We start from the raw sequence: 24,358 nt of genomic DNA on the forward strand, positions 1-24,358 counted from the left end.
AATTAACTTAATTAATAGTTGCTCTGGTTATAAATCTGCTAATTTATTAGGAACAAAATCTAATGAAGGTATTGAAAATGTTGCTGTATTTAGTTCTGTTACGCATATAGGTTCAAATCCGCCAATGTTAGGTTTCTTTTGTAGACCAACGACGGTAACACGTCATACCTATGACAACATAAAGAACACAGGTTTTTATACGATCAATCACATACATGACGCTATTTTAGAAGACGCACATCATACTTCTGCTAAATATGATTCTGATATTTCTGAATTTGACAAAACTCAGCTCAGTTCAGAATATAAACAAGAATTTCATGCACCTTTTGTAAAAAGTGCTCCAATTCAATTGGCTATGGAGTTTGTAGAAGAATACCATATCAAAGCCAACGGAACACTTCTAGTTATCGGTAAAATTGTAGGGTTGCATATTAATGATGAGCTACTTGAAGCGGACGGATTTATAAATCTATCAAAAGGAAAAGTCGCAGCTATTAATGGGCTTGACGGTTATGCCATTTCGCCATCAACTACACGATTTAAATACCAAAGACCTAAATAGATATTGATAATTTCAATTTTTAAGAACTTAAAAAACTAACATGACGCTTCCCTCTCGGGAACTATCAAAAATACAATAGAGAAATGAAGATTCTCGTAACAGGTGCAACGGGTTATATTGGCAAGCGGTTAATACCGCTATTATCCAATAGTGATCATCATGTTGTTTGTGCTGTTCGTGATAAATTAAGAGCTGATAAAAGTTATATTGAAGATGACACTATAGATGTTGTTGAAGCCGATTTTTTAAAACCAGAAACACTCTACAGCATTCCAAAAGATATTGATATTGCATTTTATCTCATTCATTCGATGTCTAATTCTTCAACAGATTTTGAAGCTCTAGAAGCACGTTGTGCTGTTAATTTTAAACACCAGCTAGAGAAAACAAATGTCAAACAGGTAATATATCTCAGTGGCATTACTAATGATGACAATCTATCCAAACATTTACAATCTCGTAAAAATGTGGAAAGTAAATTAGCTTCTGATCATTATGCTTTAACAGTTTTCAAAGCGGGTATTATTGTTGGATCTGGAAGCTCTTCCTTTGAAATCATAAGAGATTTAGTAGAGAAATTACCATTCATGATTGCGCCTAAATGGCTAGATACGAAAACACAACCTTTAGGCGTTAGAAATGTGCTTTCGTTTTTACACAACAGTGTTGGTCGTAAGGAGGTATATAATCAATCCTACGATGTTTTTGGTCCTGAAATCCTAACCTACAAAGACATGTTAATGCAATTTGCAGACGTACGAGGATTAAAAAGATACATCTTGACGGTTCCTGTAATGACTCCAAAACTATCATCGTATTGGTTGTATTTCGTAACGTCAACATCCTACAAATTAGCATCGTCACTGGTGGATAGTATGGGTGTTCAAATCGTTGGAAAACCAAGCAACATTAATCATTTACTCGATGTAAATCCTATGGACTACAAGACTGCGGTTGCGCTTGCTTTTGAAAAAATTGAACAGAATAGTATTATTTCAAGCTGGAAAGACTCAATGGTTAGTAGCGGACGTTTAAGAAATCAACTTCACAAATATATTAATGTTCCAAAATATGGTTGTTTTAAGGATTATAAAGAACGACAAGTCACAGATGCTCCTAAAACAATTGACAAAATTTGGAGTATTGGAGGCACCAATGGCTGGTATTACGGAACCATACTTTGGAAAATAAGGGGATATATTGACAAGCTTTTTGGAGGTATAGGATTACGTCGCGGAAGAACAAGCCCTACAGATTTAGATGTTGGAGATGCTCTTGATTTTTGGCGTGTCATCTTTGCTGATAAAACACAACAAAAATTATTATTATATGCCGAAATGCGCCTTCCTGGTGAAGCTTGGTTAGAGTTTAAAATAGAAGATGGCATACTCAAACAAACCGCCACGTTTCGACCTCGCGGACTTTGGGGACGACTCTATTGGTATAGTGTTTTTCCGTTTCATGGCTTTATTTTTAATGGTATGATAAACAAGCTCGTAGATGTCTAAACATAAAAAGCCACACTTACCAACAAAAATCTGTCAAACTTGTGGCTTGCCATTTAGTTGGCGCAAAAAATGGGAAAAGAATTGGGAAAACGTAAAATATTGTAGTGAAAAATGCAGGAGAAACAAAACAACAAAGGATTAGTATGGTTTAGAAATGACTTAAGAGTCCATGATAACGCTGTCTTAGCTAGCGCTATTAAAAACCACAAATCTGTAATAGCATGTTATTGCTTTGATCCAAGACATTATGAAATGTCAAGATTTGGATTCAAAAAAACAGAAAAATATAGAGCTCAATTTTTAATTGAAACAGTTAAAAATTTAAAAGCCAATCTCAAAACACTGCATATTGAGTTGTTTGTGTTTTCAAAGACACCAGAAGCGACGATCCATGCACTTATCGAGCAACACGATATCAGCTCTATTTATTTACAAAAAGAGTGGACTAGTGAAGAACTGAGCGTTTTAGAAAACGTAAAATTGACTGTTGCAGACCACATTAAATTTCATGACTATTACAATCAATTTTTATATCATCCAGATGACATTGATATGTCATATTCTGACATACCCAAAGTATTTACTGTTTTCAGAAAGAAAGTTGAAAAATACAGTAGTATTCGAATTTCCGAAGATAATGATTCTATAGAAAAAATTGACGGTTTAACAAATGACACTCACATTCCAAATCTCGATGATTTAGGTTTTGATTCGTTTGAAGCACATCCCAAGTCTGCCTTCCCGTTTCAAGGGGGAGAAACGAGTGCTACAGGCAGATTAAATGACTACTTTTTTGAAACTAAGAAATTAGGAGTCTATAAAAAAACAAGAAATGGTTTAATAGGCACAGACTTTAGCTCAAAATTTTCTCCTTGGCTGGCAAATGGTAGTATTTCAGCAAGAACAATTTATTGGAAAATTAGAGAATTTGAGGATGATTATTTTAAAAATGAATCCACCTATTGGCTCATTTTTGAACTAATTTGGAGAGATTATTTTAAATATGTGTCCCTAAAACATCAAAATGATATTTTTAAAATTGGCGGTATTTTGAATAAAGACTATGAGTGGAAATCTACTGAACGTCAAGTTCAAAAATGGATCGATGGAGAAACAAGATCTGCTTTTGTAAATGCTAATATGATTGAGCTCAAAAAAACAGGATGGATGAGTAATAGAGGCCGTCAAAATGTGGCTTCATTTTTTGCCAAAGAGTTATTCTTAGATTGGAGAATTGGTGCCGCCTATTTTGAGACCATGCTTATCGATTATGATGTACATAGCAATTATGGAAATTGGATGTATGTGGCAGGTGTAGGAAATGACCCAAGAGACAGAAAATTTAATGTGGATTTACAGGCAGAACGTTATGACAGTAATGGAAAGTTTCAACAACTGTGGCTGCAGGAGACACTGTTCTAAAAATGAAATAGAAGTTGAAGTCGAAAAAACTAAACCATTCAACTAGTAGCAATAGAATTAATTAAAAAGCAAAGCTAGAAGCTCATATAAAAAGGCCTACAGCTATTTAAAAAAATGAAAATACTCAGACTTATACTTGGCGACCAACTCAATATCCGACATTCGTGGTTTAATACCCCTAACGACGACGTTATCTATTGTCTTTTTGAAATGCGTCAAGAAACAGATTATGTCAAACACCACATTCAAAAAGTCATTGGTTTTTTTGCATCAATGCGTCAATTCGCAGAAGATTTAAAAACACAAGGCCACACGGTTGACTATTTTAAAATAAACGACAAAGAAAATACTCAAAGCCTAGTGGCCAATTTAGCGACGCTTATAAAATCGCATAACGTAGAGCGTTTTGAATATATGTCTCCCGATGAATATCGCCTAGATAAACAACTTTCTGATTTTTGTGACAATTTAGATACAGAGACCCTTGTGGTTGCTTCAGAACATTTTTACACCAAACGAGACGATCTAGCAACATTCTTTAAGGGTAAAAAGCAATATCTGATGGAGAATTTCTACAGAGATATGCGTAAAAAACACGATATCCTAATGGTAGCCGGTCAACCAGAAGGCGGAAAATGGAATTACGATAAGAGTAATAGGAATAAATGGAAAGGTGATGTTCCTATTCCGAATTACGTGTCGTTTAAAAATGATATTTCCGAAGTAAAAAAAGATATAGAAACTGCAGGAATTACCACAATTGGTAGGTTTGATACGACAACATTCTCCTACCCTATTAATAGGGTTCAAACTTTAGAGCAACTTAAATATTTTTGTGAAGAATTGCTAGTTCATTTTGGAGATTATCAAGATGCAATGCATACCGATGAGGCGTATTTATTTCATTCGCGATTGTCGTTTGCTATGAATATAAAGCTTATTTCTCCTAAGGATGTGGTAACTACGGTAATGAATTACTATCGCATCCATGGTGATGACATTAATATCTCTCAGGTTGAAGGCTTTGTTAGGCAAATAATTGGGTGGAGAGAATATATGAGAGGCATGTATTGGGCGTTTATGCCAGAATACAAAACGAAAAATGCACTAGACAATCATAATACACTTCCTGATTTTTTCTGGACGGGTGATACGAAGATGAATTGCCTAAGTAAAACAATTAATAATTCATTAGATAATGGGTATGCTCATCACATCCAGCGCTTAATGATTACTGGTAATTATGCTTTACTTACTCAAACGCATCCAGACGAGGTTGATGCCTGGTATTTGGGCATTTATGTAGATGCCATTGAATGGGTTCAACTTACTAATACTAGAGGTATGAGCCAATTTGCAGATGGTGGCAAAATAGCTACAAAACCTTATGTATCGTCAGGATCCTATATCAATAAAATGAGTAATTATTGTGGTGATTGTCATTATAATAAAAGCAAAAAAACTGAAGATGACGCGTGTCCATTTAATAGTTTATACTGGAATTTCCTAGATGATAAACGCCCACAATTGGGTAAGAATTTCAGAATGGGAATGATGTATAGTTTATTAGATAAAATGGATAAACAGGTACTTCAAGACATTAAAAAGAAAGCGCAACATATCATAGAACATCAGGATGATTACTAATACATCTTTACGACATAGTGTTTGGTTAATGTATGATAGTTGAAATTAAATTTCAATTATTATACATTAATTATTAATAGAATTAGAAATTAAACTTACACATGAAAGAGACTCTTTACAAATTTGATAGGAGAACGATTAGAATTATGAGAAGCGTTAGCAGACCTGCCATTCGTTTATCATTTGGTGTTATATTTATTTGGTTCGGGATATTAAAACCACTCGGGCTTTCATCTGCTGAGGGTTTACTAAAAGCAACAGTAGTCTGGCTGCCCTTTGGTTCTGCAGAAAACTGGTTAATAGTAATTGGATTATGGGAAGTGGTCATTGGCGTTTTCTTTTTCTTTAAAAAAACAACACGATTAGCAATTATACTTTTACTATTACAAATGGTAGGCACATTTATGCCGCTGGTATTCCTTCCTGAGGTCACTTTTCAGTCAAATAATATTTTTCTTCCTACGTTGGAAGGACAATATATTATTAAAAATTTAATGATTATATCGGCTGCTTTAGTTCTTGGTGGTGAAATTGATAAACCGAAAAATTTAAAAGAAAATTTACAATAATAAAATGAGTAAAAATAAGCCTCAGTTACATATCGTTTGGTTAAAACGAGATCTTCGTTTAGAGGATAATGAGGCTGTAGTGAATGCATTAGCTTCGGGAGAACGAACGCTTCTACTCTACGCTTTTGAGACAATATTGCTAGAAGACAAACATTATAGTGAGCGTCATTGGAATTTCATTAGAGAATCAATTAAAGACTTAAATAAGCAACTTAAACCTTTAAATTCTAAAATTCTCGCTGTTGAGGCAGATATTGTTTCAATCATTAATCAATTGATGTCACAATATATGATTCGTGATATCTATTCCCACCAAGAAACAGGGATACTTGTAACTTATAACAGAGACAAATCATTTAAGCGTTATTGTAAAAATAACTTAATCACATGGCATGAAAACATACATAATGGCGTACAACGTGGTTTAAAAAATCGCGCGCTTTGGACACAACAGTGTAATGCCTATTTTGAAATTGATCCATTGGAGTTTTCTCCTTCGGAAAATCAATTACTTAACAAACAAGAAATTGAAGAATTAGAAAGATTACTTCCTGTAGCGTCTCTCGAGACACCTGAAGATGCTATTTTTCAAAAAGGTGGACGTAGTATCGGTATAAAATATTTGGACTCATTTCTTACCAAACGGTATGTGAATTATATGTATCATATTTCCAAACCTGAATTAGCACGGAAAGGATGCAGTAGAATCTCACCTTATATTGCTTGGGGAAACTTATCCATAAGAGAAGTCTATCGCAGAGCTTACTTTTTGAAAAAGACGTCGTCCAGCAAAAAACCCTTAGAAGCATTTATGTCTCGTTTAAGATGGCAAGCACACTTTATTCAAAAGTTTGAAATGGAGCACACTATGGAAACGGAAAGTGTAAATAAAGGGTTCCATAAATTAAAGAAGGATATATCTCAACAATACCAAATCGCTTGGGAAACTGGACAAACAGGATTTCCACTTGTTGATGCTTGTATGCGTTGTTTAAATGAAACTGGATATTTAAATTTTAGAATGCGCGCTTTAGTTGTGTCCTTTTTAACACATAATCTCTGGCAACCATGGCAAGCAGCTTCAAAACATTTATCAAAAATGTTTTTAGATTTTGAGCCAGGAATTCATTTTCCGCAGTTGCAGATGCAAGCTGGAGAAACTGGCACCAATATGCTTAGAATTTATAATCCAATTAAAAACAGTTTGGAACACGATCCTGACGCTACTTTTATAAAAAAATGGGTTCCCGAGCTGAAAGATTTAGACCTCCCTTTTATTCATGAACCGTATTTAATGACCGAAATGGAACAACAATTCATTAATTTTCACCTCGGTAAAGATTACCCATATCCTATCGTTGATATGGAAGTAACAAGAAAAAAAGCTAGTGACACTCTCTGGAATCTTAGGAAAAACAAAAAAGCAAGAGAAGAAAGTCAACGAATACTAAAAAAGCACACTCTTAAAGGCTAATATAAGACACTTAACTAACTTAATTACAATAACTTATAATCATTATTGATAAAATCTATCATACTATGTTAATGTTTTGTTTAAACATAGTCGCAAAACATTAAACATTTTGTAAATTTGAATAACAAATAAAATAGACGCTTGATACTAGACACCACACACAATAATAAAGAACACAAAAACATTATAATAGATTTAATAGGTCGTCCCTACAAGTTTATGGAATCTATTAAAATGAGAGGTGTCGGCTCAAAGCGAATGATTATTGAAAATGTGAGCCCTAACTTACAACAGCATTTAAATACGATTGCGGATATTAATTATGCCAACATCGAAATGAGACCGAGTGGCATTTTAATTTATATCAATAAAGGTCTAAAAAATTACACTTGGGTTATTCCTTTTTATCAATTGGTGATTTACAAAACCAACGGAATTAGTATTCACGCTCAGGGTAAATTTGTTCATTTTAAAAACAATACAATGTTTAAAGAAAATAAGGTATATATGGATAAGTTATTTGATGCTAAGGTCAAATTTGATGAACGTTATAGTTTTCAATATTAACTGTATGGAATTAGACATAATAGCGACAGATAGAATTATAGAAATGGCATGGGAAGATAGGACTACGTTTGAAGCTATTCAGTTTCAATTTGGTTTGAAAGAGCAAGATGTAATTCAATTAATGCGTCGAGAAATGAAACCTAAAAGTTTTAAGATGTGGCGTAAACGTGTACAAGGTAGAAAGACAAAACACGAAAAACTAAGAGTATTTCAAGAGGGACGTTTTAAATGTTCTAGACAAAAACAAATTACGCATAACTCAATATCTAAACGATAACGTGCTTTGACACTGGAGATGAGTTCCTTTGGACAGCAAGTTAAAAAGACAAAAAAATGAATACAGACACATTAAAGATTAAACAAAACGGTCATTCTTTAAATGATTTTACTATCACTGATATTGGTGATGATCATCTTTTTACAGGACTTGAAACTCCTATGAAGGCAGATGCTTTTAAGATTAGTGACGAAGAAAAAAAACAACGTATCGCTATATTATTTGAAGAGATAATGGACGTTATGGGTTTGGATTTGACAGATGATTCTTTAAAAGGAACTCCTAAGCGTGTGGCTAAAATGTATATTGATGAAATATTTTCGGGATTAAACCCTGCAAATAAACCAAAGGTGGCCTTGTTTGATAATAAGTATCAATATAATCAGATGGTTGTAGAAAAAAACATTACATTCTACTCCAACTGCGAGCATCATTTTGTGCCAATTATTGGAAAAGCACATGTGTCCTATATATCATCCGGAAAAGTAATTGGATTATCAAAATTAAATAGAATAGTGCAGTATTACGCTAAACGACCACAAGTTCAAGAGCGATTGACTAATCAAATAGCAGAAGATTTAAAGGCTATTTTAGAAACAGAAGATGTAGCAGTTATTATAGATGCTAAACATTTATGTGTATCGTCAAGAGGGATTAAAGATGATACATCGGCAACGGTCACAACCTATTATGGTGGTCAATTTAATACACCTGCAAAAATTGCAGAATTACATAATTATATAAATAATTAAAAATATGGATTTAATAAACAAAGCCTTAGAATTTGAGAAGCGCAAAATGAAGTCGCTCTCCACTAGTGATCGCGTTAAGATTTCTCGCGAAGCTAAAGACCTAGTGTTAGATTTAAACCAAATTTATAAGGAAAAGAAAGATGAGAAAATCATGGATATAATGAAACGCATAACTGTTATAAAACGCAAGGTTGAAAAGCGCTTAAAAGGAGCACCTTTAACTGCATAAATCATATTATCCTTAATTATAGTTAAGCGCAGTAGATAACAAATTATGTATATCTGTTGCGCTTAATTATTTAAAACACATTATTAAATGAAAACATATATAGTCGTAGGCGGCAGTAAAGGGATAGGAAACGCTATCGTACAAAGCTTACTAGAAAACAATAAGGTCATAAATATAAGTAGGTCCAAACCAGATTATACGCATGACAATCTAACACATCATGATTGCGATATTTTAAATGATGACCTGCCTGAAATTGCAAATGCAGACGGCTTGGTATATTGCCCTGGAAGCATTAATTTAAAACCTATTAAAAGATTGAGCTTAGAGGATTTTAGAGCAGATTACGAAATTAATGTCATAGGCGCTGTGAAAGCCATTCAGCAGTATCTTACTATTTTAAAAAACGGTAATGACCCATCTATTGTATTATTTAGTACAGTTGCTGCAAAACTAGGAATGCCTTTTCACGCGAGTATTGCTGCTGCAAAATCTGGTGTTGAAGGCTTAGTAAAATCATTAGGTGCCGAGTTAGCAACTACGCTTAGAATAAATGCAATTGCACCGACGGTTACCAATACAGAATTGGCATCTAAATTACTTAGAAATGACAAGATGATTGAAAATATCACAGAACGTCACCCAATGAAAAAAATATTGGAACCTCAAGACGTTGCTGGTATGGCAGAATTCCTGCTGTCTGAAAAAGCAGGATCAATTTCAGGACAAGTCTTTGAAATGGACTATGGAATTGTTAGTTTTAAGATATAAATTAGAATATTACAATAAGAAGATTCTGTCTATAGTAACTTTTTATTTGATTACCTTATGGCATTACATCACATTAAAAACCACATGTAATATTCACAAATTAGTGACTACTGAACACGCAATATAAAATGAATCCATTTAAAATTTTTATGGCTACACTCTTTTCAAAATCAAGTAATTCTGAATCACCTGACCCCTCATCTATTTATGATATCGAAATTAATGGACTCACAGGTCAGCCTTTAACGCTTTCCAATTATAAAGGAAAATATGTTTTGTTTGTGAATGTTGCTTCAAAATGCGGGTTTACGCCTCAATACAAGGAGCTACAAACCCTCTATGAGACACATCAAGATAAACTAGTGGTCATAGGAGTGCCTTGCAATCAATTTGGAAAACAAGAGCCAGGAGACTCCAAGGATATTGAATCGTTTTGCGAAATCAATTACGGTGTTAGTTTTCCCATAACAGAAAAAGTAGATGTGAAAGGCTCCAAACAGCACCCTTTATATCAATGGCTCACTCAAAAACAAAAGAATGGTGCTAAAGATTCTAATGTAAAATGGAATTTTCAAAAATACTTAGTTGGTCCAAAAGGAAACCTTATTGATTTTTACTTTTCAATGACAACACCAACAAGTTCAAAAATTACTAAACATATAAAATAGATACCTATGTTCAATTTATTCAAAAAGACAAGTGAAGTTGATAAGCTTCAAAAAAAATACGAAAAACTAATGAAAGAATGGCATACGCTATCCACTACAAATAGAGGTGAAAGTGATAAAAAATATGCTGAAGCTGAAAAGATTCAACAACAAATTGCACAACTTCAAAAAAAATAACCTTGAGATTTTTTAGAGTACTTATAGCCTTTATTGTATTAAATTTTGGAGCGCTTGGATTAGGCGCTCTTTTTATGGGAAAAGGGGCACAGTCTGCATGGTATTTAGAATTAGAAAAAGCACCGTGGACACCAGACGGTTGGGTCTTTGGTGCGGCTTGGACACTCCTAATGATTTGCTTTTCGGTGTACATGACTTTCTTGTATCTCAAACGACCAACTAATACGGTCTTTATACTCTTCATGATACAGTTTATTTTAAATATAAGTTGGAACTTATTGTTTTTCAATCAGAAACTAATAGATTTCGCATTAGTTAATATTCTATTATTAACCGTAATGGTTGCGGGGTTTTTCATTTCTTACCTTAAAGACTTAAAGGGCAAATCAATACTCATATTGCCTTATTTTATTTGGTTGTGTATTGCCACGTCTCTTAACCTTTATATCGCATTATATAATTAATATAAAATGTACTTACTACAAATGTTACCAAACACGTAAATAACCGATCACGCAGAGCATATAACCGAAGGAACATACCACATATATACACATGAAAATTTATACACTACACAAAAAACAAAAATTACCGATAACTTTAGATGACGCTTGGTCCTTTTTGTGTAATCCTGCTAATCTGTCTAAGTTAACACCTTCAAAAATGAATATGAAAATCATTACTGGAGCAGACAGACCAATGTATGCAGGTCAAGTATTGCAGTATAGTGTCACACCTTTAGCAGGAATTAAAACCAAATGGGTTAGCGAAATAACGCAATTTGAAGACCATAAATACTTCGTTGACGTACAACTGTATGGACCTTATGCTTTTTGGCATCACAAACATTTTATAACTGAAATTGATGGAGGCGTTGAGATGGAAGATATTATTGATTATAAGGTTCCCTTCGGAATACTAGGCCAACTCGTTCAACCCTTAATTGTGAAACCCAAATTAGAAGAAGTTTTCAATTATCGTAGAGAGCAACTAGAGAAGCTATTCGGAACATATTACACTTAATTATCGTATTTCTACTATATAAAAATACTATTTATAACTTATGATTTCTATTTTTGTAGAAGGCCTAATGAGGCCTTTTTAATACGATGGAAAGCATATTAAAAATTTCCGAAGCAAAAATTTTATATAATGAAACAACCACTATCTATTTTTTGGTTTAGACGTGATTTACGTTTAGATGACAATCACGGGTTTTTCAAAGCTCTGAAAAGCGACTATCCAGTATTACCTATTTTTATTTTTGATTCTGATATTTTAGATAAGTTACCAAAAGATGATGCAAGACTAACCTTTATCTACGATACGCTTCAGCAAATGCGATCAACTCTAGAAGAAAAGTATGATAGTAGTATCGCTATGTTTCATGGGAAACCTATTGATATTTATAAGCAATTAGTGACTAATTATAAGATACAAGAAGTCTATACCAATCATGATTACGAGCCTTATGCAACAGAACGTGATATCGAAGTTGAACAATTCTTAAAAGATGAACATATAGCATTCAAAACTTTTAAAGATCAGGTCATCTTTGAAAAGGACGATGTTGTCAAAAAAGATGGATTACCCTACAAAGTGTACACCCCTTACATGAAGGTTTGGAAAGCACAATTCAGGCTACAAAAATTAGAGATATACGATACCGAATCCCATTTTGGAAATCTAATTGATGATGATACGTTACCCAATTTAAGTTTATCAGACATTGGCTTTAAAAAATCAAATCAGCACATTGTGGATTATACGGTCACCCCGACTCTTATCCAAAACTATGAAGATACCAGAAACTTTCCAGCAAAAGATTCTACTTCTAAGGTAGGCCCACATTTAAGATTCGGGACTGTTAGTGTTCGTAAAATGATACAAAAAGCAATTGCCGAAGAGAATGAAATATTTTGGCAAGAGCTTATTTGGAGAGAATTCTTTATGCAAATCTTATGGCATTTTCCACAGACTTCAAAAGATGCCTTCAAATCAAAATATGATAGAATAGAATGGCGCAATAATGAAGAAGAATTTAAGCTTTGGTGTGAAGGCCAAACTGGCTACCCATTAGTAGATGCAGGTATGCGACAACTTAACGAAACCGGGTTTATGCACAATCGTGTACGCATGTTAGTTGGTAGCTTTTTATGTAAGCATTTACTCATTGACTGGCGTTGGGGAGAAGCTTATTTTGCTGAAAAATTACATGATTATGACATGTCTAGTAATGTAGGTAACTGGCAATGGGTTGCAGGTTCTGGTGTGGATGCATCACCTTACTTTAGAATATTTAATCCTACATCACAAATACTTAAGTTTGATAAAAACTTAACATATATACAAAAATGGGTTCCAGAGTTTCAAGAACTGACCTATGCGAAACCTATGGTAGATCATAAAATGGCGCGCGAACGCTGCTTAAAAACGTATAAGGACGCTGTTAGCTAACATAAAGTGAATACCTTTTCAAATCTCAGCGTATGATTTTTAGTTTTTAGAATAATTAAGATAACAAATGGCAAAACCCTTTTACCGTATAAAAGAGTAAAAAAAAGTTATTGAGTTAGGTTTTATCCTGCGTACTGCTATCGTTAAATTAAAACGACTGGTGTTTCTATGACGACATATGGGCAAGATACAGATAAGAGATATATCACTCAAGACTAGTGCAATAGTGGTCACTGATACACTATTTGTGAGATGGCATCACAACCATATTCGAATTGTAGGTTTAAAAAATAGAAAGCATCAAAACGAAAAGGCTAAAAATATCACAAGAGTTCCAATCCTGATATATCCCCTTAAAAAATAAAAAAAGAGAGCTCGTATGCTATTCCTCTAAAATATGTGGATAGCAAAGCAACAACCGATTATTTGATTTCTAGATCATCTAACACAAAAATAATGTTCTATTAGGAACACGATGATGGATACTTAGAACGTATAAAGCGTATTAACGAACCACTTCGATTTATTTCATAATAAAGCCTCGACGAATCGAGGCTTTATTATGTATGTTAGTATCCTTCCGAAGAAAAATTAATTCCCTTCGATACGTGTGATTTTCGCACCAATAGCGCGTAAACGTTCATCAATATTTTCATACCCTCTATCTATTTGTTCGATATTATGAATTGTAGATGTACCTTTTGCGGATAATGCTGCAATTAATAAAGACACACCTGCTCTAATATCTGGAGAGGTCATTGTCGTTGCTTTTAATTGTGATTGAAAATCATGACCAATTACGGTTGCTCTATGTGGATCACAAAGAATAATTTTCGCTCCCATATCAATCAATTTATCAACGAAGAATAAACGGCTTTCAAACATTTTTTGGTGTACAATTGCACTACCTCTAGCTTGTGTCAAAACCGTAAGTATAATACTTATCAAGTCTGGTGTAAAACCTGGCCACGGTGCATCTGAGACTGTTAATATAGACCCATCGATATAATTTGAAACTTCATAACCATCTTTATGTGCTGGAATATGAATATCATCCCCTTGACGCTCGACTGTAATTCCTATTTTTCTAAATACGTTTGGTATTTGACCTAAGTCATCCCAACTCACATTAGTAATTGTTAATTCACTTTTTGTCATTGCGGCTAAACCAATCCAACTTCCAATTTCAATCATGTCTGGAAGCATTCTATGGTTTGTACCACCTAATGTATCTACACCTTCTATGATTAACATATTAGAACCTACACCACTAATCTTTGCTCCCATGCGGTTAAGCATTTTACAAAGTTGTTGTAAATAAGGCTCACAAGCTGCATTGTAGATGGTTGTTATACCCTCTGCTAACACTGCTGCCATGACAATATTAGCGGTACCTGTTACAGAAGCTTCATCAAGAAGCATATAAGTGCCTTTAAGTTTATTGGCTTCTACACCATAAAATAAATCTTCCTTATTATATCTAAATGTAGCACCTAAATTAATAAACCCTTGAAAATGTGTATCCAAACGACGACGACCAATTTTATCTCCTCCAGGTTTTGGAATATATCCTCTACCAAAGCGAGCCAACAAAGGACCAACAATCATGATAGAACCTCTTAAACCTTTTCCGTCTTCTTTAAACTCAGCAGACTCTAGATATTTTAAGTTAACATCATCTGCTTTGAATGTATAAGAGCCGCTGCCAACTTTATCGATTTTAACACCTAAATTTTTAAGTAAAGCGATTAGTTTATTGACGTCAATAATATCTGGAATATTATCTATCCTAATTTCTTCGGCAGTAAGTAGCACTGCACATAATATTTGTAAAGCTTCGTTTTTAGCGCCTTGAGGTTGTATTTTCCCTCTTAATTGGTGACCTCCTTCAATAATAAATGTGGACATGAAATATGATTAATAGCGTTTTCTGTTTCGATTAGCATTCGTACTTTTCTTATGATGCGCCTTCTTAGTAGTCGTATTAGTATTAGAGTATTTAGTTTTATTACGCATCAAAGTCGTAGCATCTGTAAGGTCTTCTTCACTACCTTTTAAATCAATCTTACCATCAGATAATTCGAATAAATGATTAAAAATTACATAATCTTCTACGGTATCTTTATTCCAATTAAGGAAACACTTTTTCATGTGGTTCGCAATGGTGTATGTTAAAGCCTCTTTCAATTCTCCATCTTCCCATGTATTCGCTACATCAATCATGGTCTTTATATTGTTTCCGTAGAAACGATATTTAGGAAAGTTTTGAGGATATTTTAAAGGTTCTGGTCTTTCGTTTAGCTCTTCCTTTGTAGTCGTAGGATACGGAGAATCTGCATCTAACTCGAAATCTGCAATTATAAAAAGCTGATCCCAAAGTTTATGTTGAAAATCTGGTACATCGCGTAAATGTGGTTGCATATTACCCATCACATTAATAATGGATTTTGCGACTTTATTACGTTCTTCTTTTGTTGGTAACTCTTTAGCGTAATTAACCATTTTTTGTAGATGTCTTCCGTACTCTGGAATAATCAATTGTTCACGCTCTGTGTTGTATTCTATATCGTCTATCAAAATATAAGCTTGTGTAGTATTTGTGTGTTATGCATGAAGTACTTCTGCACGAGCGCAAAATACAAAAAAATAGTTATCTCAAGTTCTTTTTTATAAAGAAATAACACCTTCTACTTGATCTGCAACTTCTTTATATTTAGTAATAACGGCATCTGGATCTTTCATTTCTAAAATAATAGAGATACTTGTATACGTTCCTTTTCCAGATTCTTTAGTGGTGATTACCGCTCCTAAATTATCAAACAAATCTTCTATTGTTTTAATTTTTATAGCCTCTGTAGGCACTATAAACTTATAAAGGTATTCTGACGGCCAAACGGCAGTTTCACGTAATCGCCCTTTTAATTTATTATAAAATTCTTCTGTTTTATTTGGTTTACTCATGGTTTTTTATTCTTCAAAAACAAAGATACTGTTTACTTTCTATTTTGTTTTTATGTTATTGATATCGTTTTAAGTATAATATAAGACATGACCAAATTGAATTATTTAGTTGAAATGAGAACTTCATTTGCACGACTTCTAACTAAAAAGAAACGATTTGCTTAAGTTATTTCACGCTTACGATGGTATTCCTTAAATTTACAACCAAAACCTTGCCAAATTGAACACACAACGAATTGTTATTACTGGTGGCCCTGGAACTGGAAAATCATCTCTTATAAACGAATTACTATCTAGAGATTTTATTTGTTTTGAAGAAGTCTCAAGACAAGTCACTCTAGACGCCAGAAAAGATGGCATTGAACAACTATTTTTAACTAAGCCACTCCTTTTTAGTGAGTTACTTTTAAAAGCAAGAACCCAACAATTTAAAGAGGCGGACAATATTGCTGAAACTATCGTTTTTTTAGATAGAGGTTTACCAGACGTTTTGGCATACATGGACTATGTAAAAAGTGACTATCCAAAGCATTTTACAGATAGTTGTGAAACTCATGTGTACCATAAAGTATTCGTTTTAGCCCCTTGGCAGGAGATTTTTGTGAGTGACAGCGAACGCTATGAGAATTTTGACCAAGCCGTAGAAATTCACCATTCGCTTTTAGAGACCTACAAACGCTTTGGTTATGAATTGATTGATGTGCCCTTTGAAAGTATTGTCAATAGAACAGATTTTATTCTAGATCATTTAAATCTTTAGATGGCTCATCCCATAAACATATTAGAACAGTACTGGAATCACACCTCTTTTAGACCACTACAGGAAGAGATCATCACTTCTGTTTTAGAGAATAATGATACGTTTGCATTATTACCAACAGGTGGCGGAAAATCGGTTTGTTTTCAAATTCCTGCACTCCTTAAAGACGGGATTTGCATTGTTGTATCGCCTTTGGTTGCCTTGATGAAAGATCAAGTTAATAGTCTTAAAGACAAAGGGATTAAAGCCATGGCTATTACGAGCGGAATTAGATATACAGAACTTGACGCTTTACTTGATAATTGTATCTACGGAAATTATAAGTTTTTATACCTCTCGCCAGAACGTTTACAACAAGACATTGTGAAGCAACGTATTGAACAAATGAACGTTAATCTTATCGCTGTTGACGAAGCACACTGCATCAGTCAATGGGGAAATGATTTTAGACCCGCTTATAAAAACATTACTATTTTAAGACAATTACAACCACATGTCAATGTTATTGCTCTTACCGCTACAGCAAAACCAGAGGTTGTTGAGCAAACTATAAAAGAACTTGATTTTATTGCGCCTAAAATTTTTAAAGCCTCTTTTACGAGACCTAATATCTCATATCAAGTACAACATAGTGAAGATAAAATATACGACTTAGAACAACAGCTTAAATTGCATAAAGGATCTTCAATAATTTATGTCCGCAGTCGAAAGATGAGTATTGAGATTCATAATATTTTGGAAAAAAAGGGATTTAGCTCTACTTTTTTTCATGGTGGCATTCCTACAAAAGACAAAAATGACCGTCTCTATCAATGGATGAATAATCAAAAAGAGATTATGGTGGCGACTACTGCTTTTGGTATGGGAATTGACAAACCAGATGTAAAAACTGTAATTCATATTAATTTACCAGAAAGTCTTGAGAGTTATTACCAAGAAGCAGGACGTGCTGGACGAAATAACGAAAAGGCGTATGCTATTTTATTGACTAATAACAGTGATGAGCAAATCTTAAAAAATCAGTTTATAAAAAGCTTACCGTCCATAGACGAGATAAAATTGGTGTATAGAAAGTTGTGTAACTATTTTCAAATCTCTTATGGAGAGGGAGAATTGAGCGCGCATCAATTCAATTTTAGTGATTTTTGCACTGCTTATAATTTTAAAAGCTCAAAAACCTTTAATGCGCTTCAATTGTTAGATAGAAATAGTGTGATTAAATTATCACAGCAGTTTAATTATAAAACCAAACTTCAATTTATCGTGAGTAATGCCAGTATGTTTTCGTATTTGAATACGCATGTACAATATAATACTGTAGTCAAAACAATTTTGAGAACTTATGGTGGAATTTTTGAACACCAACTTGCTATAAATTTAACTTTAGTCGCTGATAAATCTTCAGTTCCTGAAAAACAAATCATAGCCATTCTACACCAACTTCATAAAGATGGTATTGTGGACTTCTTATTTTCTAATACAGACTCTGAAGTTCTTTTTCTGCAACCCAGAGAAGATGATAAAACAATTAATAGAATTGCTAATGTTGTTGAGCACCAACAAGCACTTAAACGTGCGCAAATTGATGCTGTATTAAAGTTTATAGACAATGACCGTATTTGTAAAAACAAACAACTATTAAAATACTTTGGTGAAATTACAGCTATCGATTGTGGTATTTGTTCCGTGTGCGTGCATCATAAAATTTCCGAAGAAAAAAAAGACAGTCGCACCGTCACAACGCGAGTGATTTTAGCATTAGAAAAAAGCCAAATGAGTTCTAGACAATTGGTAGAAGACTTACCCTTTGAAAAAAACGATGTTTTTAAAACCCTACAGTCCTTACTTGAACTGGACGCTATTGAGTTGACAGCTGCTAACCGCTATAAAATAAAGACAAAATGATACGTGCATGTTAACAGCGTTAACGACCAAGAGATTGGTTAATAGCAAGACGCCTGTAATCTATGAACGATAAGACCTAAAAACAGATGAAAAGAGATAGTTTAAGAATTATATTTATGGGAACTCCAGATTTTGCGGTTGCCACTTTAAAAACACTAGTCGATAGTGACTATGATGTGGTTGGTGTCATTACTGCTCCAGATAAACCAGCGGGTCGCGGACGCCAACTAAACGAATCTGCCGTTAAGAAATACGCAACAGAGCATGGTTTAAAAGTTTTACAACCCACCAATCTAAAACATCCAGATTTTATAAAAGAATTAGAGGCATTGGACGCTAATCTACAAATTGTAGTTGCTTTTAGAATGCTTCCAGAAGTGGTATGGCACATGCCAAAGTATGGAACTTTTAACTTACATGCTTCGCTCCTTCCTAATTATAGAGGTGCCGCTCCCATACATTGGGCCATCGTTAATGGCGAAACAGTATCTGGTGTTACTACCTTCTTTATAGACGAAAAAATTGATACAGGTGCTGTTATTTTACAAGAAGCTATCGCTATTGCAAATGATGAAACAGTGGGAACACTTCATGATAAGTTAATGGTTCTTGGTAGTACGGTTGTTCTTAAAACCGTAGCTCTTATTCAAGAAGGTGACGTTACGACGACTATTCAACCAAAAACCGAAGCATTAAAAACGGCCTATAAACTAGATAAGGATAATTGTAAAATTGATTGGAGTTTAGATTTAGATACTATTTATAATAAGATAAGAGGTTTGAACCCTTTTCCTGCTGCTTGGTGTTATTTAAATAATGGCGAGGAGCATCTCAGCATTAAAATATTTGCTATTGAAAAGGAAATTTTTGATCATGAGTTAGATTCTGGTGCACTAGACATATCCAAACATGAGCTAAAAGTAGCGGTTATAGGAGGTTATATAACTATTAAAGAAATACAACTTCCAGGAAAGCGAAAAATGGATGTGAAGTCTTTACTTAACGGTTATGATTTTAACCAAAATGCAAAAATGCTCTAAACCCCTTATAGACATTGATATTTTGAAAATATCGGATAAAATACATTCCTTTATTAACAAATATTCAAAGTTATCAACAAATATCGGCATTTCCCTTGCTATTACTTGCGTAGATGGATTTTACGTATAATTTTGTCTACGGATTTAACAATAACGTTTAACCCAACTTTTTTTTTAACAATTTAAAATATAATTTTATGAACAAAACAGATTTAATCAACGGAATGGCAGAGAACGCAGGAATTACTAAGGCTGCTGCTAAAAAAGCATTAGATTCATTATTAGTTGATATCGAAGGATCTTTACAAAAAGGTAACAGAGTTTCTTTAGTAGGATTTGGTTCTTGGTCAGTTTCTAAAAGATCTGCAAGAGAGGGAAGAAATCCTCAAACAGGAAAAACTATACAAATTAAAGCTAAAAACGTAGTAAAGTTTAAAGCTGGTTCTGATTTAAGTGGTGCTGTAAACTAGTACATCGCTAAAATAGATTACGAAAAGCTCACTGAAAAGTGAGCTTTTTTGTGTTTATAACAAGAGTAATTGGCTCATTTTATAGGTTATTAACAAAATATTTTTTAGATTTATTATACAAACTCTAAGACATGATTACATCCAAGCCCAAAAAAGGACATCTCTTAATTGCCGAACCATCCATCATTGGTGACTTATCATTTAATAGGTCTGTAATTTTATTAGCCGATTATAATGATGAAGGGTCCATTGGTTTTATTTTAAATAAACCATTAGACTATACGCTCAATGATCTCATTCCTGAAACAAAAGCTCAATTCACAGTTCACAATGGTGGCCCTGTAGAACAAGATAATTTATACTTCATACATAAGGTACCACAACTTATACCTGATAGTATAGAGATCTCTAATGGTGTCTTTTGGGGAGGCAACTTTGAAATCGTTTTACAACTTCTAAAAGAGCAAAAACTTATGGACTCAGATATTCGGTTTTTTCTAGGATATTCTGGTTGGGAACCTGAACAACTTGATAATGAATTAGAATCAAATGCATGGATTATCTCTGAGAACGTTTATAAAAACGAGCTCATAGAAAAAAGTTGTGAATCCTTCTGGAAACAAAAAATGTTAGAACTTGGAGGTGATTATTCACTTTGGTCTAATGCTCCTGAGAACCCAAGCTACAATTAGCGACGCGTACAACGCACCAGGACCTTTAAAAACACTTCTCGCAGACCCACATATCCTTATACGGTATAACCAAAACAAAGGCGATACTTAAAATTTAGTTTACAACTAGATTCTTTTATAGAACTGTGTTTATGATTCTGCAATTTCTAAATCATTAAACAGCCTGTAATTCAAATTTTAATGCGCTCATTCTGACACATTGTGGGTCTAAGACAACCGCAACTTTGTATTTAAACGCTTCAAGATATCTTCTGAAATTTTAGTCTTAAATTCTTTTTTGCGATACTTTAAAATGGGTTGAATTCCAACAATTACATTCGTAATAAATAATTCATCTGCTTTTTGCAACTCAAAAGGTGAGATAGACGTCTCCTCAACAACATAATCTCCAGAATTTACAATAACCTCTATAATTTGTTTTCTCATAATCCCTTTGAGACAACCATCATCTATAGGCGGTGTTTTTATGTGTTCTCCAACAACCAGAAATAGATTTCCGTTTAGTGCTTCAACAACACTTTTATTGGTGTTTAAGACTAGGCAGTTGTCTAATTCATTTTCTTCGGCATAGATACTACCCAGAACATTAATGGCCTTATTATTCGTTTTTAATGTGGATAATAACCCAGGAGCAACAAAGTAATCTTTGTATAAATCAACGGTGTACTCGGCTGTTTTTGGGAGGGTATAAAAATCACTATCTGCTTTCTCAACAATTATGGAGTAGTTTATTGTTTTTTCCTTCGGAAGATACTTACCACCTTCTCCTCTATCCACATTGAGTCGCACTCTCACTGAAGATTTCGCTAAACCATTCACATTAATGGTTTTTAAGAGCTCTTCTTCAAGAAATTCCATTGTAAAGTTCATTGGGATTTCCATACGCATGATACGCATTGAAGACATGAGTCTAAAGTAATGATCCTCCCAAAATAAAATTTTACCATACACTACTTTTATGGTTTCAAAAAGTGCGTCACCATATTTATAACCTCTATTTTCCGAAGATATAAAAGGTGTATTTTCAATTAGGGTACCATTAACATTTATCATAAAAAAAGTCTCGATTAGGGTCGAGACAAATATAAAACATAAATGATCTACAAGTCTTAAGCTGATCCTAAAACTTGCTTCAAACTTGAAATTTGGTTAGCCCAAAGCATTTTTGACTCCTCAATTTCGTCGTCCTCTGCAAAATCTGTGACTATAATAGACACATCTTTTGTGATTTCATCGACTTGTATTCTAATTTCAAAATAATCTGATGAACCGTCTTCGTCATCACTTAGCCATCTAAACTTGATACGCTCTCCACTTTTTTTACTCAATAATTTAGCAGTTTCTTCACTTCCATCCCATATAAATGTAAATAACTCACCTCTCGAATTCACATTATCTGAAAACCATTCAGACAAGCCTGAAGGTGTTGATATATATTGATATAAAAGTTGTGGTGAAGCCTGTATAACAAACTCCATCTCAATTTTAACTTTGTCTTCCATAGTTGTAATATTATGGTGTCAATATATACATTAATTATTGAGTTTAAAACTAAAACATAAAAAAAATAATTTGCACATTTTATGTTTGTACAGATAGATATTGTTTTTATATTTGCACCCTCAGAATGGCGAGGTAGCTCAGTTGGTTAGAGCGTTGGATTCATAACCCAGAGGTCACGGGATCGTGCCCCGTTCTCGCTACAGTCTTAATTAAGTACAAACAACGGTTTAGTTCACACTAAACCGTTTTTTTATGATTACTAAAGCTTTAAAACCAAAATAATGCTGATTACTAGTGACTTATAATATCACACCAAGAGCTTTAGCAGCGAACATTTTGAGGTTTTATTAGCAAAAAAAACACAATAAACTAGACTTACTAGGTCGTATAGTACAGGTATTCAATACATCATATAAAACTTTATTTTACAGGGGAGTAACGCTATTTTGAGACTAAAACTCTTATTGACCCCATTCGTAACGTTTAAAACATAGCCCCCCTTTAGTTAGCCAACTCTCGTTGTATTCCAATTCTAAAACAACGCTCCTCTCCTAAATATTGAGGATTACCGTGTTTTTCTGACCAAAACCCTTCTAAAAGATCTTTTGTAATACATTTATAAACAGCAACACCCTTATAGAGTGTTTCATTATCGCCTTTGTAATTAAAATTAATAACCAAAATATTATCTTTGAAAAAACCGGTTCCTAACTGCACTTGATCAGTATTGATTAACCATTTTGCTACAATCCTATTATTGTCATCTACTGTTAATTGCAGTGTGCCTTTGTAAGTCGCGTTATCTCCATCTTGATTACATCCTATGATATTGAAGTGACCTATGAGTTCTGTTATCGTCATTTATGATCTGATCTCTTTTGATTTGGTTACGGGTATGCTGTTTCACTGAGCTGTTGGTAATTAAAAGATACCTCTCTAATTTAAATGACTAAGACGGCTTATAACATCTCACTTTAAATACCAAACATCACGATCACAGCAGCTTATCTCTTTTTACCTTTAGTTTTCTCATCATTAAGCTTCACATAAATCAGTTTCAAGCGACCTCTTGGATCCTCACGTCTTTCAATTTCAAAATCAGAAATAGAATTTATTAAAGGTGTTAGTTTTTGAAAACCATAATTTCTAGAATCAAAATTAGGTTGTTTTTTAAGGAGTAAACTTCCCACATCACCCAAAAATGCCCAACCATCGTCATCTGCAACATCGTCTATGGTTGTCGCTATAAACTTAATCTCTTTTTGCGTTATGTTATCGTAATTATTTTTTGGCGCTGATGATTTAGCAGATGCTGTAGACGTACTTTCTTCGGTTATATTTTTAAGAATCTCGATATAAATAAATTTATCACAAGCCACTATGAAAGGGTTCGGTGTTTTCTTTTCTCCTATCCCATAGACTTTCATACCTGCCTCTCTTAAACGGGTGGCTAAACGTGTAAAATCGCTATCACTAGAGACTAAACAAAACCCATCTACTTTCTCTGAATACAAAACATCCATAGCATCGATGATCATAGCCGAGTCTGTCGCATTTTTACCCGTAGTATATCCATATTGCTGGATAGGCGTTATGGCATTTTCTAACAACAAATTTTTCCATTTCGATAAATTTGGCTTGGTCCAATCACCATAGATACGCTTAATGGTAGGATTACCATATTTAGCAATTTCTTCCATCATTTCTTTTATATAAGCCGACGGTATATTGTCGCCATCTATAAGTACTGCTAGTTTAATATCCATTTGTTTTTGCTTATACTATTTGATTAAATATAAAGATAATTGTTGTACTACAAAAAACCACTCCTAATGGAGTGGTTTAACTATACGGGTCTTAAGCCATTACTTACGACTTGATTTTTTAGCCAACTTTGCAGCTTTTTTTTCTTTAGGTGATAATGCTGCTTCTTTTTTTACATTC

29 protein-coding genes and 1 tRNA gene are annotated in these 24,358 nt (G+C 33.7%); 23 read left to right on the forward strand and 7 right to left on the reverse strand.

The window, feature by feature from the left end; genetic code table 11:
* Position 1 precedes the first annotated feature (1 nt).
* The 17 genes from ACJAZK_RS11225 (at position 2) to ACJAZK_RS11305 (ending at position 13,083) form a co-directional block, all read left to right on the forward strand.
* Positions 2–565: a flavin reductase family protein gene (locus ACJAZK_RS11225; protein ID WP_415224051.1), complete on the forward strand. Its 564-nt coding sequence runs from the start codon at positions 2–4 to the stop codon at positions 563–565.
* Between the two features lie 83 nt (positions 566–648).
* Positions 649–2,073, forward strand: coding sequence for an SDR family oxidoreductase (locus tag ACJAZK_RS11230; RefSeq protein ID WP_415224052.1), 1,425 nt, complete (start codon positions 649–651; stop codon positions 2,071–2,073).
* Positions 2,066–2,215 (forward strand): DUF2256 domain-containing protein, encoded by a 150-nt coding sequence (locus tag ACJAZK_RS11235; protein WP_084142324.1) that lies wholly within the window; start codon positions 2,066–2,068, stop codon positions 2,213–2,215. The genes ACJAZK_RS11230 and ACJAZK_RS11235 overlap by 8 nt, the downstream gene beginning before the upstream one ends.
* Positions 2,185–3,495, forward strand: coding sequence for a DASH family cryptochrome (locus ACJAZK_RS11240; RefSeq protein WP_415224053.1), 1,311 nt, complete (start codon positions 2,185–2,187; stop codon positions 3,493–3,495). The genes ACJAZK_RS11235 and ACJAZK_RS11240 overlap by 31 nt, the downstream gene beginning before the upstream one ends.
* Positions 3,496–3,609: 114 nt before the next feature.
* A complete protein-coding gene (locus ACJAZK_RS11245; protein WP_415224054.1) occupies positions 3,610–5,142 on the forward strand; it encodes a cryptochrome/photolyase family protein in 1,533 nt (510 codons plus the stop codon).
* Between the two features lie 101 nt (positions 5,143–5,243).
* Positions 5,244–5,711: a DoxX family protein gene (locus ACJAZK_RS11250; protein WP_415224055.1), complete on the forward strand. Its 468-nt coding sequence runs from the start codon at positions 5,244–5,246 to the stop codon at positions 5,709–5,711.
* Positions 5,712–5,715: 4 nt separating this feature from the next.
* Positions 5,716–7,185, forward strand: coding sequence for a deoxyribodipyrimidine photo-lyase/cryptochrome family protein (locus ACJAZK_RS11255; protein WP_415224056.1), 1,470 nt, complete (start codon positions 5,716–5,718; stop codon positions 7,183–7,185).
* 141 nt (positions 7,186–7,326) lie between these two features.
* Positions 7,327–7,752: a hypothetical protein gene (locus ACJAZK_RS11260; RefSeq protein WP_415224057.1), complete on the forward strand. Its 426-nt coding sequence runs from the start codon at positions 7,327–7,329 to the stop codon at positions 7,750–7,752.
* A gap of 4 nt (positions 7,753–7,756) precedes the next feature.
* On the forward strand, positions 7,757–8,029 hold the full coding sequence (locus ACJAZK_RS11265) for a TIGR03643 family protein (protein WP_415224058.1): 273 nt from the start codon (positions 7,757–7,759) through the stop codon (positions 8,027–8,029).
* A 56-nt stretch (positions 8,030–8,085) separates the two neighbouring features.
* Positions 8,086–8,781, forward strand: coding sequence for a GTP cyclohydrolase I FolE (gene folE / locus ACJAZK_RS11270; RefSeq protein WP_415224059.1), 696 nt, complete (start codon positions 8,086–8,088; stop codon positions 8,779–8,781).
* 4 nt (positions 8,782–8,785) lie between these two features.
* Positions 8,786–9,010, forward strand: a complete 225-nt coding sequence (locus tag ACJAZK_RS11275; RefSeq protein WP_415224060.1) for a hypothetical protein — start codon at positions 8,786–8,788, stop codon at positions 9,008–9,010.
* A gap of 87 nt (positions 9,011–9,097) precedes the next feature.
* Positions 9,098–9,781, forward strand: coding sequence for an SDR family NAD(P)-dependent oxidoreductase (locus ACJAZK_RS11280; protein ID WP_415224061.1), 684 nt, complete (start codon positions 9,098–9,100; stop codon positions 9,779–9,781).
* A gap of 149 nt (positions 9,782–9,930) precedes the next feature.
* Positions 9,931–10,449, forward strand: coding sequence for a glutathione peroxidase (locus ACJAZK_RS11285; RefSeq protein WP_415224062.1), 519 nt, complete (start codon positions 9,931–9,933; stop codon positions 10,447–10,449).
* Positions 10,450–10,455: 6 nt separating this feature from the next.
* Complete coding sequence (locus ACJAZK_RS11290; RefSeq protein WP_037052306.1) at positions 10,456–10,626, forward strand: Lacal_2735 family protein; 171 nt, start codon at positions 10,456–10,458, stop codon at positions 10,624–10,626.
* A 2-nt stretch (positions 10,627–10,628) separates the two neighbouring features.
* Positions 10,629–11,090 carry a TspO/MBR family protein gene (locus tag ACJAZK_RS11295; protein ID WP_415224063.1) on the forward strand — a complete coding sequence of 154 codons (462 nt, stop codon included), beginning with the start codon at positions 10,629–10,631 and terminating at the stop codon, positions 11,088–11,090.
* A gap of 91 nt (positions 11,091–11,181) precedes the next feature.
* Positions 11,182–11,649: an SRPBCC family protein gene (locus ACJAZK_RS11300; protein WP_415224064.1), complete on the forward strand. Its 468-nt coding sequence runs from the start codon at positions 11,182–11,184 to the stop codon at positions 11,647–11,649.
* Between the two features lie 129 nt (positions 11,650–11,778).
* Positions 11,779–13,083, forward strand: a complete 1,305-nt coding sequence (locus ACJAZK_RS11305) for a cryptochrome/photolyase family protein (protein WP_415224065.1) — start codon at positions 11,779–11,781, stop codon at positions 13,081–13,083.
* Between the two features lie 591 nt (positions 13,084–13,674).
* Here the strand turns inward: ACJAZK_RS11305 and murA are convergent.
* The 3 genes from murA to ACJAZK_RS11320 all read right to left on the reverse strand — a co-directional run bounded on the left by murA (position 13,675) and on the right by ACJAZK_RS11320 (position 16,044).
* Complete coding sequence (gene murA / locus ACJAZK_RS11310; protein WP_415224066.1) at positions 13,675–14,991, reverse strand: UDP-N-acetylglucosamine 1-carboxyvinyltransferase; 1,317 nt, start codon at positions 14,989–14,991, stop codon at positions 13,675–13,677.
* A 9-nt stretch (positions 14,992–15,000) separates the two neighbouring features.
* Positions 15,001–15,660 carry a DUF4290 domain-containing protein gene (locus ACJAZK_RS11315; RefSeq protein ID WP_415224067.1) on the reverse strand — a complete coding sequence of 220 codons (660 nt, stop codon included), beginning with the start codon at positions 15,658–15,660 and terminating at the stop codon, positions 15,001–15,003.
* Positions 15,661–15,750: 90 nt separating this feature from the next.
* The gene (locus tag ACJAZK_RS11320) at positions 15,751–16,044 is read right to left on the reverse strand and encodes a DUF493 domain-containing protein (protein WP_415224068.1); all 294 of its coding nucleotides are present in this window, start codon (positions 16,042–16,044) and stop codon (positions 15,751–15,753) included.
* Between the two features lie 220 nt (positions 16,045–16,264).
* Here ACJAZK_RS11320 and ACJAZK_RS11325 point away from each other — a divergent pair, with 220 nt between their 5' ends.
* The 5 genes from ACJAZK_RS11325 (at position 16,265) to ACJAZK_RS11345 (ending at position 20,911) form a co-directional block, all read left to right on the forward strand.
* Positions 16,265–16,804, forward strand: coding sequence for an AAA family ATPase (locus ACJAZK_RS11325; RefSeq protein ID WP_415224069.1), 540 nt, complete (start codon positions 16,265–16,267; stop codon positions 16,802–16,804).
* The gene (locus tag ACJAZK_RS11330; RefSeq protein ID WP_415224070.1) at positions 16,805–18,709 is read left to right on the forward strand and encodes an ATP-dependent DNA helicase RecQ; all 1,905 of its coding nucleotides are present in this window, start codon (positions 16,805–16,807) and stop codon (positions 18,707–18,709) included.
* An 86-nt stretch (positions 18,710–18,795) separates the two neighbouring features.
* The gene (gene fmt / locus ACJAZK_RS11335) at positions 18,796–19,749 is read left to right on the forward strand and encodes a methionyl-tRNA formyltransferase (protein WP_415224071.1); all 954 of its coding nucleotides are present in this window, start codon (positions 18,796–18,798) and stop codon (positions 19,747–19,749) included.
* A gap of 197 nt (positions 19,750–19,946) precedes the next feature.
* Complete coding sequence (locus ACJAZK_RS11340; RefSeq protein ID WP_028872747.1) at positions 19,947–20,219, forward strand: HU family DNA-binding protein; 273 nt, start codon at positions 19,947–19,949, stop codon at positions 20,217–20,219.
* 131 nt (positions 20,220–20,350) lie between these two features.
* A complete protein-coding gene (locus ACJAZK_RS11345; protein WP_415224072.1) occupies positions 20,351–20,911 on the forward strand; it encodes a YqgE/AlgH family protein in 561 nt (186 codons plus the stop codon).
* Positions 20,912–21,118: 207 nt separating this feature from the next.
* Here the strand turns inward: ACJAZK_RS11345 and ACJAZK_RS11350 are convergent, their stop codons facing one another.
* Positions 21,119–21,964 (reverse strand): aminotransferase class IV, encoded by an 846-nt coding sequence (locus tag ACJAZK_RS11350; RefSeq protein ID WP_415224073.1) that lies wholly within the window; start codon positions 21,962–21,964, stop codon positions 21,119–21,121.
* A gap of 56 nt (positions 21,965–22,020) precedes the next feature.
* A complete protein-coding gene (locus tag ACJAZK_RS11355) occupies positions 22,021–22,413 on the reverse strand; it encodes an START-like domain-containing protein (protein ID WP_415224074.1) in 393 nt (130 codons plus the stop codon).
* A gap of 127 nt (positions 22,414–22,540) precedes the next feature.
* Between ACJAZK_RS11355 and ACJAZK_RS11360 the strand changes: the two genes are divergently transcribed.
* Positions 22,541–22,614, forward strand: a tRNA-Met gene (locus tag ACJAZK_RS11360).
* Positions 22,615–22,915: 301 nt separating this feature from the next.
* Here the strand turns inward: ACJAZK_RS11360 and ACJAZK_RS11365 are convergent.
* Together ACJAZK_RS11365 and ACJAZK_RS11370 are read right to left on the reverse strand one after the other, a co-directional pair.
* On the reverse strand, positions 22,916–23,275 hold the full coding sequence (locus ACJAZK_RS11365) for a hypothetical protein (protein WP_415224075.1): 360 nt from the start codon (positions 23,273–23,275) through the stop codon (positions 22,916–22,918).
* Positions 23,276–23,418: 143 nt separating this feature from the next.
* Positions 23,419–24,180 carry an NYN domain-containing protein gene (locus ACJAZK_RS11370; protein WP_415224076.1) on the reverse strand — a complete coding sequence of 254 codons (762 nt, stop codon included), beginning with the start codon at positions 24,178–24,180 and terminating at the stop codon, positions 23,419–23,421.
* Positions 24,181–24,358: the final 178 nt, after the last annotated feature.

The organism is Psychroserpens sp. (genome assembly GCF_047633235.1).
Taxonomy (GTDB): Bacteria; Bacteroidota; Bacteroidia; order Flavobacteriales; family Flavobacteriaceae; genus Psychroserpens.

Coding starts and splice junctions, on each gene's coding strand:
- ACJAZK_RS11330 (WP_415224070.1), top strand. CDS start 16,805: ATGGCTCATCCCATAAACATATTAGAACAGTACTGGAATCACACCTCT.
- ACJAZK_RS11365 (WP_415224075.1), bottom strand. CDS start 23,275: ATGACGATAACAGAACTCATAGGTCACTTCAATATCATAGGATGTAAT.
- ACJAZK_RS11250 (WP_415224055.1), top strand. CDS start 5,244: ATGAAAGAGACTCTTTACAAATTTGATAGGAGAACGATTAGAATTATG.
- ACJAZK_RS11350 (WP_415224073.1), bottom strand. CDS start 21,964: ATGATAAATGTTAATGGTACCCTAATTGAAAATACACCTTTTATATCT.
- ACJAZK_RS11370 (WP_415224076.1), bottom strand. CDS start 24,180: ATGGATATTAAACTAGCAGTACTTATAGATGGCGACAATATACCGTCG.
- ACJAZK_RS11285 (WP_415224062.1), top strand. CDS start 9,931: ATGGCTACACTCTTTTCAAAATCAAGTAATTCTGAATCACCTGACCCC.
- ACJAZK_RS11255 (WP_415224056.1), top strand. CDS start 5,716: ATGAGTAAAAATAAGCCTCAGTTACATATCGTTTGGTTAAAACGAGAT.
- ACJAZK_RS11245 (WP_415224054.1), top strand. CDS start 3,610: ATGAAAATACTCAGACTTATACTTGGCGACCAACTCAATATCCGACAT.
- ACJAZK_RS11240 (WP_415224053.1), top strand. CDS start 2,185: ATGCAGGAGAAACAAAACAACAAAGGATTAGTATGGTTTAGAAATGAC.
- ACJAZK_RS11340 (WP_028872747.1), top strand. CDS start 19,947: ATGAACAAAACAGATTTAATCAACGGAATGGCAGAGAACGCAGGAATT.
- murA (WP_415224066.1), bottom strand. CDS start 14,991: ATGTCCACATTTATTATTGAAGGAGGTCACCAATTAAGAGGGAAAATA.
- ACJAZK_RS11300 (WP_415224064.1), top strand. CDS start 11,182: ATGAAAATTTATACACTACACAAAAAACAAAAATTACCGATAACTTTA.
- ACJAZK_RS11305 (WP_415224065.1), top strand. CDS start 11,779: ATGAAACAACCACTATCTATTTTTTGGTTTAGACGTGATTTACGTTTA.
- ACJAZK_RS11235 (WP_084142324.1), top strand. CDS start 2,066: ATGTCTAAACATAAAAAGCCACACTTACCAACAAAAATCTGTCAAACT.
- ACJAZK_RS11320 (WP_415224068.1), bottom strand. CDS start 16,044: ATGAGTAAACCAAATAAAACAGAAGAATTTTATAATAAATTAAAAGGG.
- ACJAZK_RS11265 (WP_415224058.1), top strand. CDS start 7,757: ATGGAATTAGACATAATAGCGACAGATAGAATTATAGAAATGGCATGG.
- ACJAZK_RS11230 (WP_415224052.1), top strand. CDS start 649: ATGAAGATTCTCGTAACAGGTGCAACGGGTTATATTGGCAAGCGGTTA.
- ACJAZK_RS11355 (WP_415224074.1), bottom strand. CDS start 22,413: ATGGAAGACAAAGTTAAAATTGAGATGGAGTTTGTTATACAGGCTTCA.
- folE (WP_415224059.1), top strand. CDS start 8,086: ATGAATACAGACACATTAAAGATTAAACAAAACGGTCATTCTTTAAAT.
- fmt (WP_415224071.1), top strand. CDS start 18,796: ATGAAAAGAGATAGTTTAAGAATTATATTTATGGGAACTCCAGATTTT.
- ACJAZK_RS11280 (WP_415224061.1), top strand. CDS start 9,098: ATGAAAACATATATAGTCGTAGGCGGCAGTAAAGGGATAGGAAACGCT.
- ACJAZK_RS11290 (WP_037052306.1), top strand. CDS start 10,456: ATGTTCAATTTATTCAAAAAGACAAGTGAAGTTGATAAGCTTCAAAAA.
- ACJAZK_RS11345 (WP_415224072.1), top strand. CDS start 20,351: ATGATTACATCCAAGCCCAAAAAAGGACATCTCTTAATTGCCGAACCA.
- ACJAZK_RS11275 (WP_415224060.1), top strand. CDS start 8,786: ATGGATTTAATAAACAAAGCCTTAGAATTTGAGAAGCGCAAAATGAAG.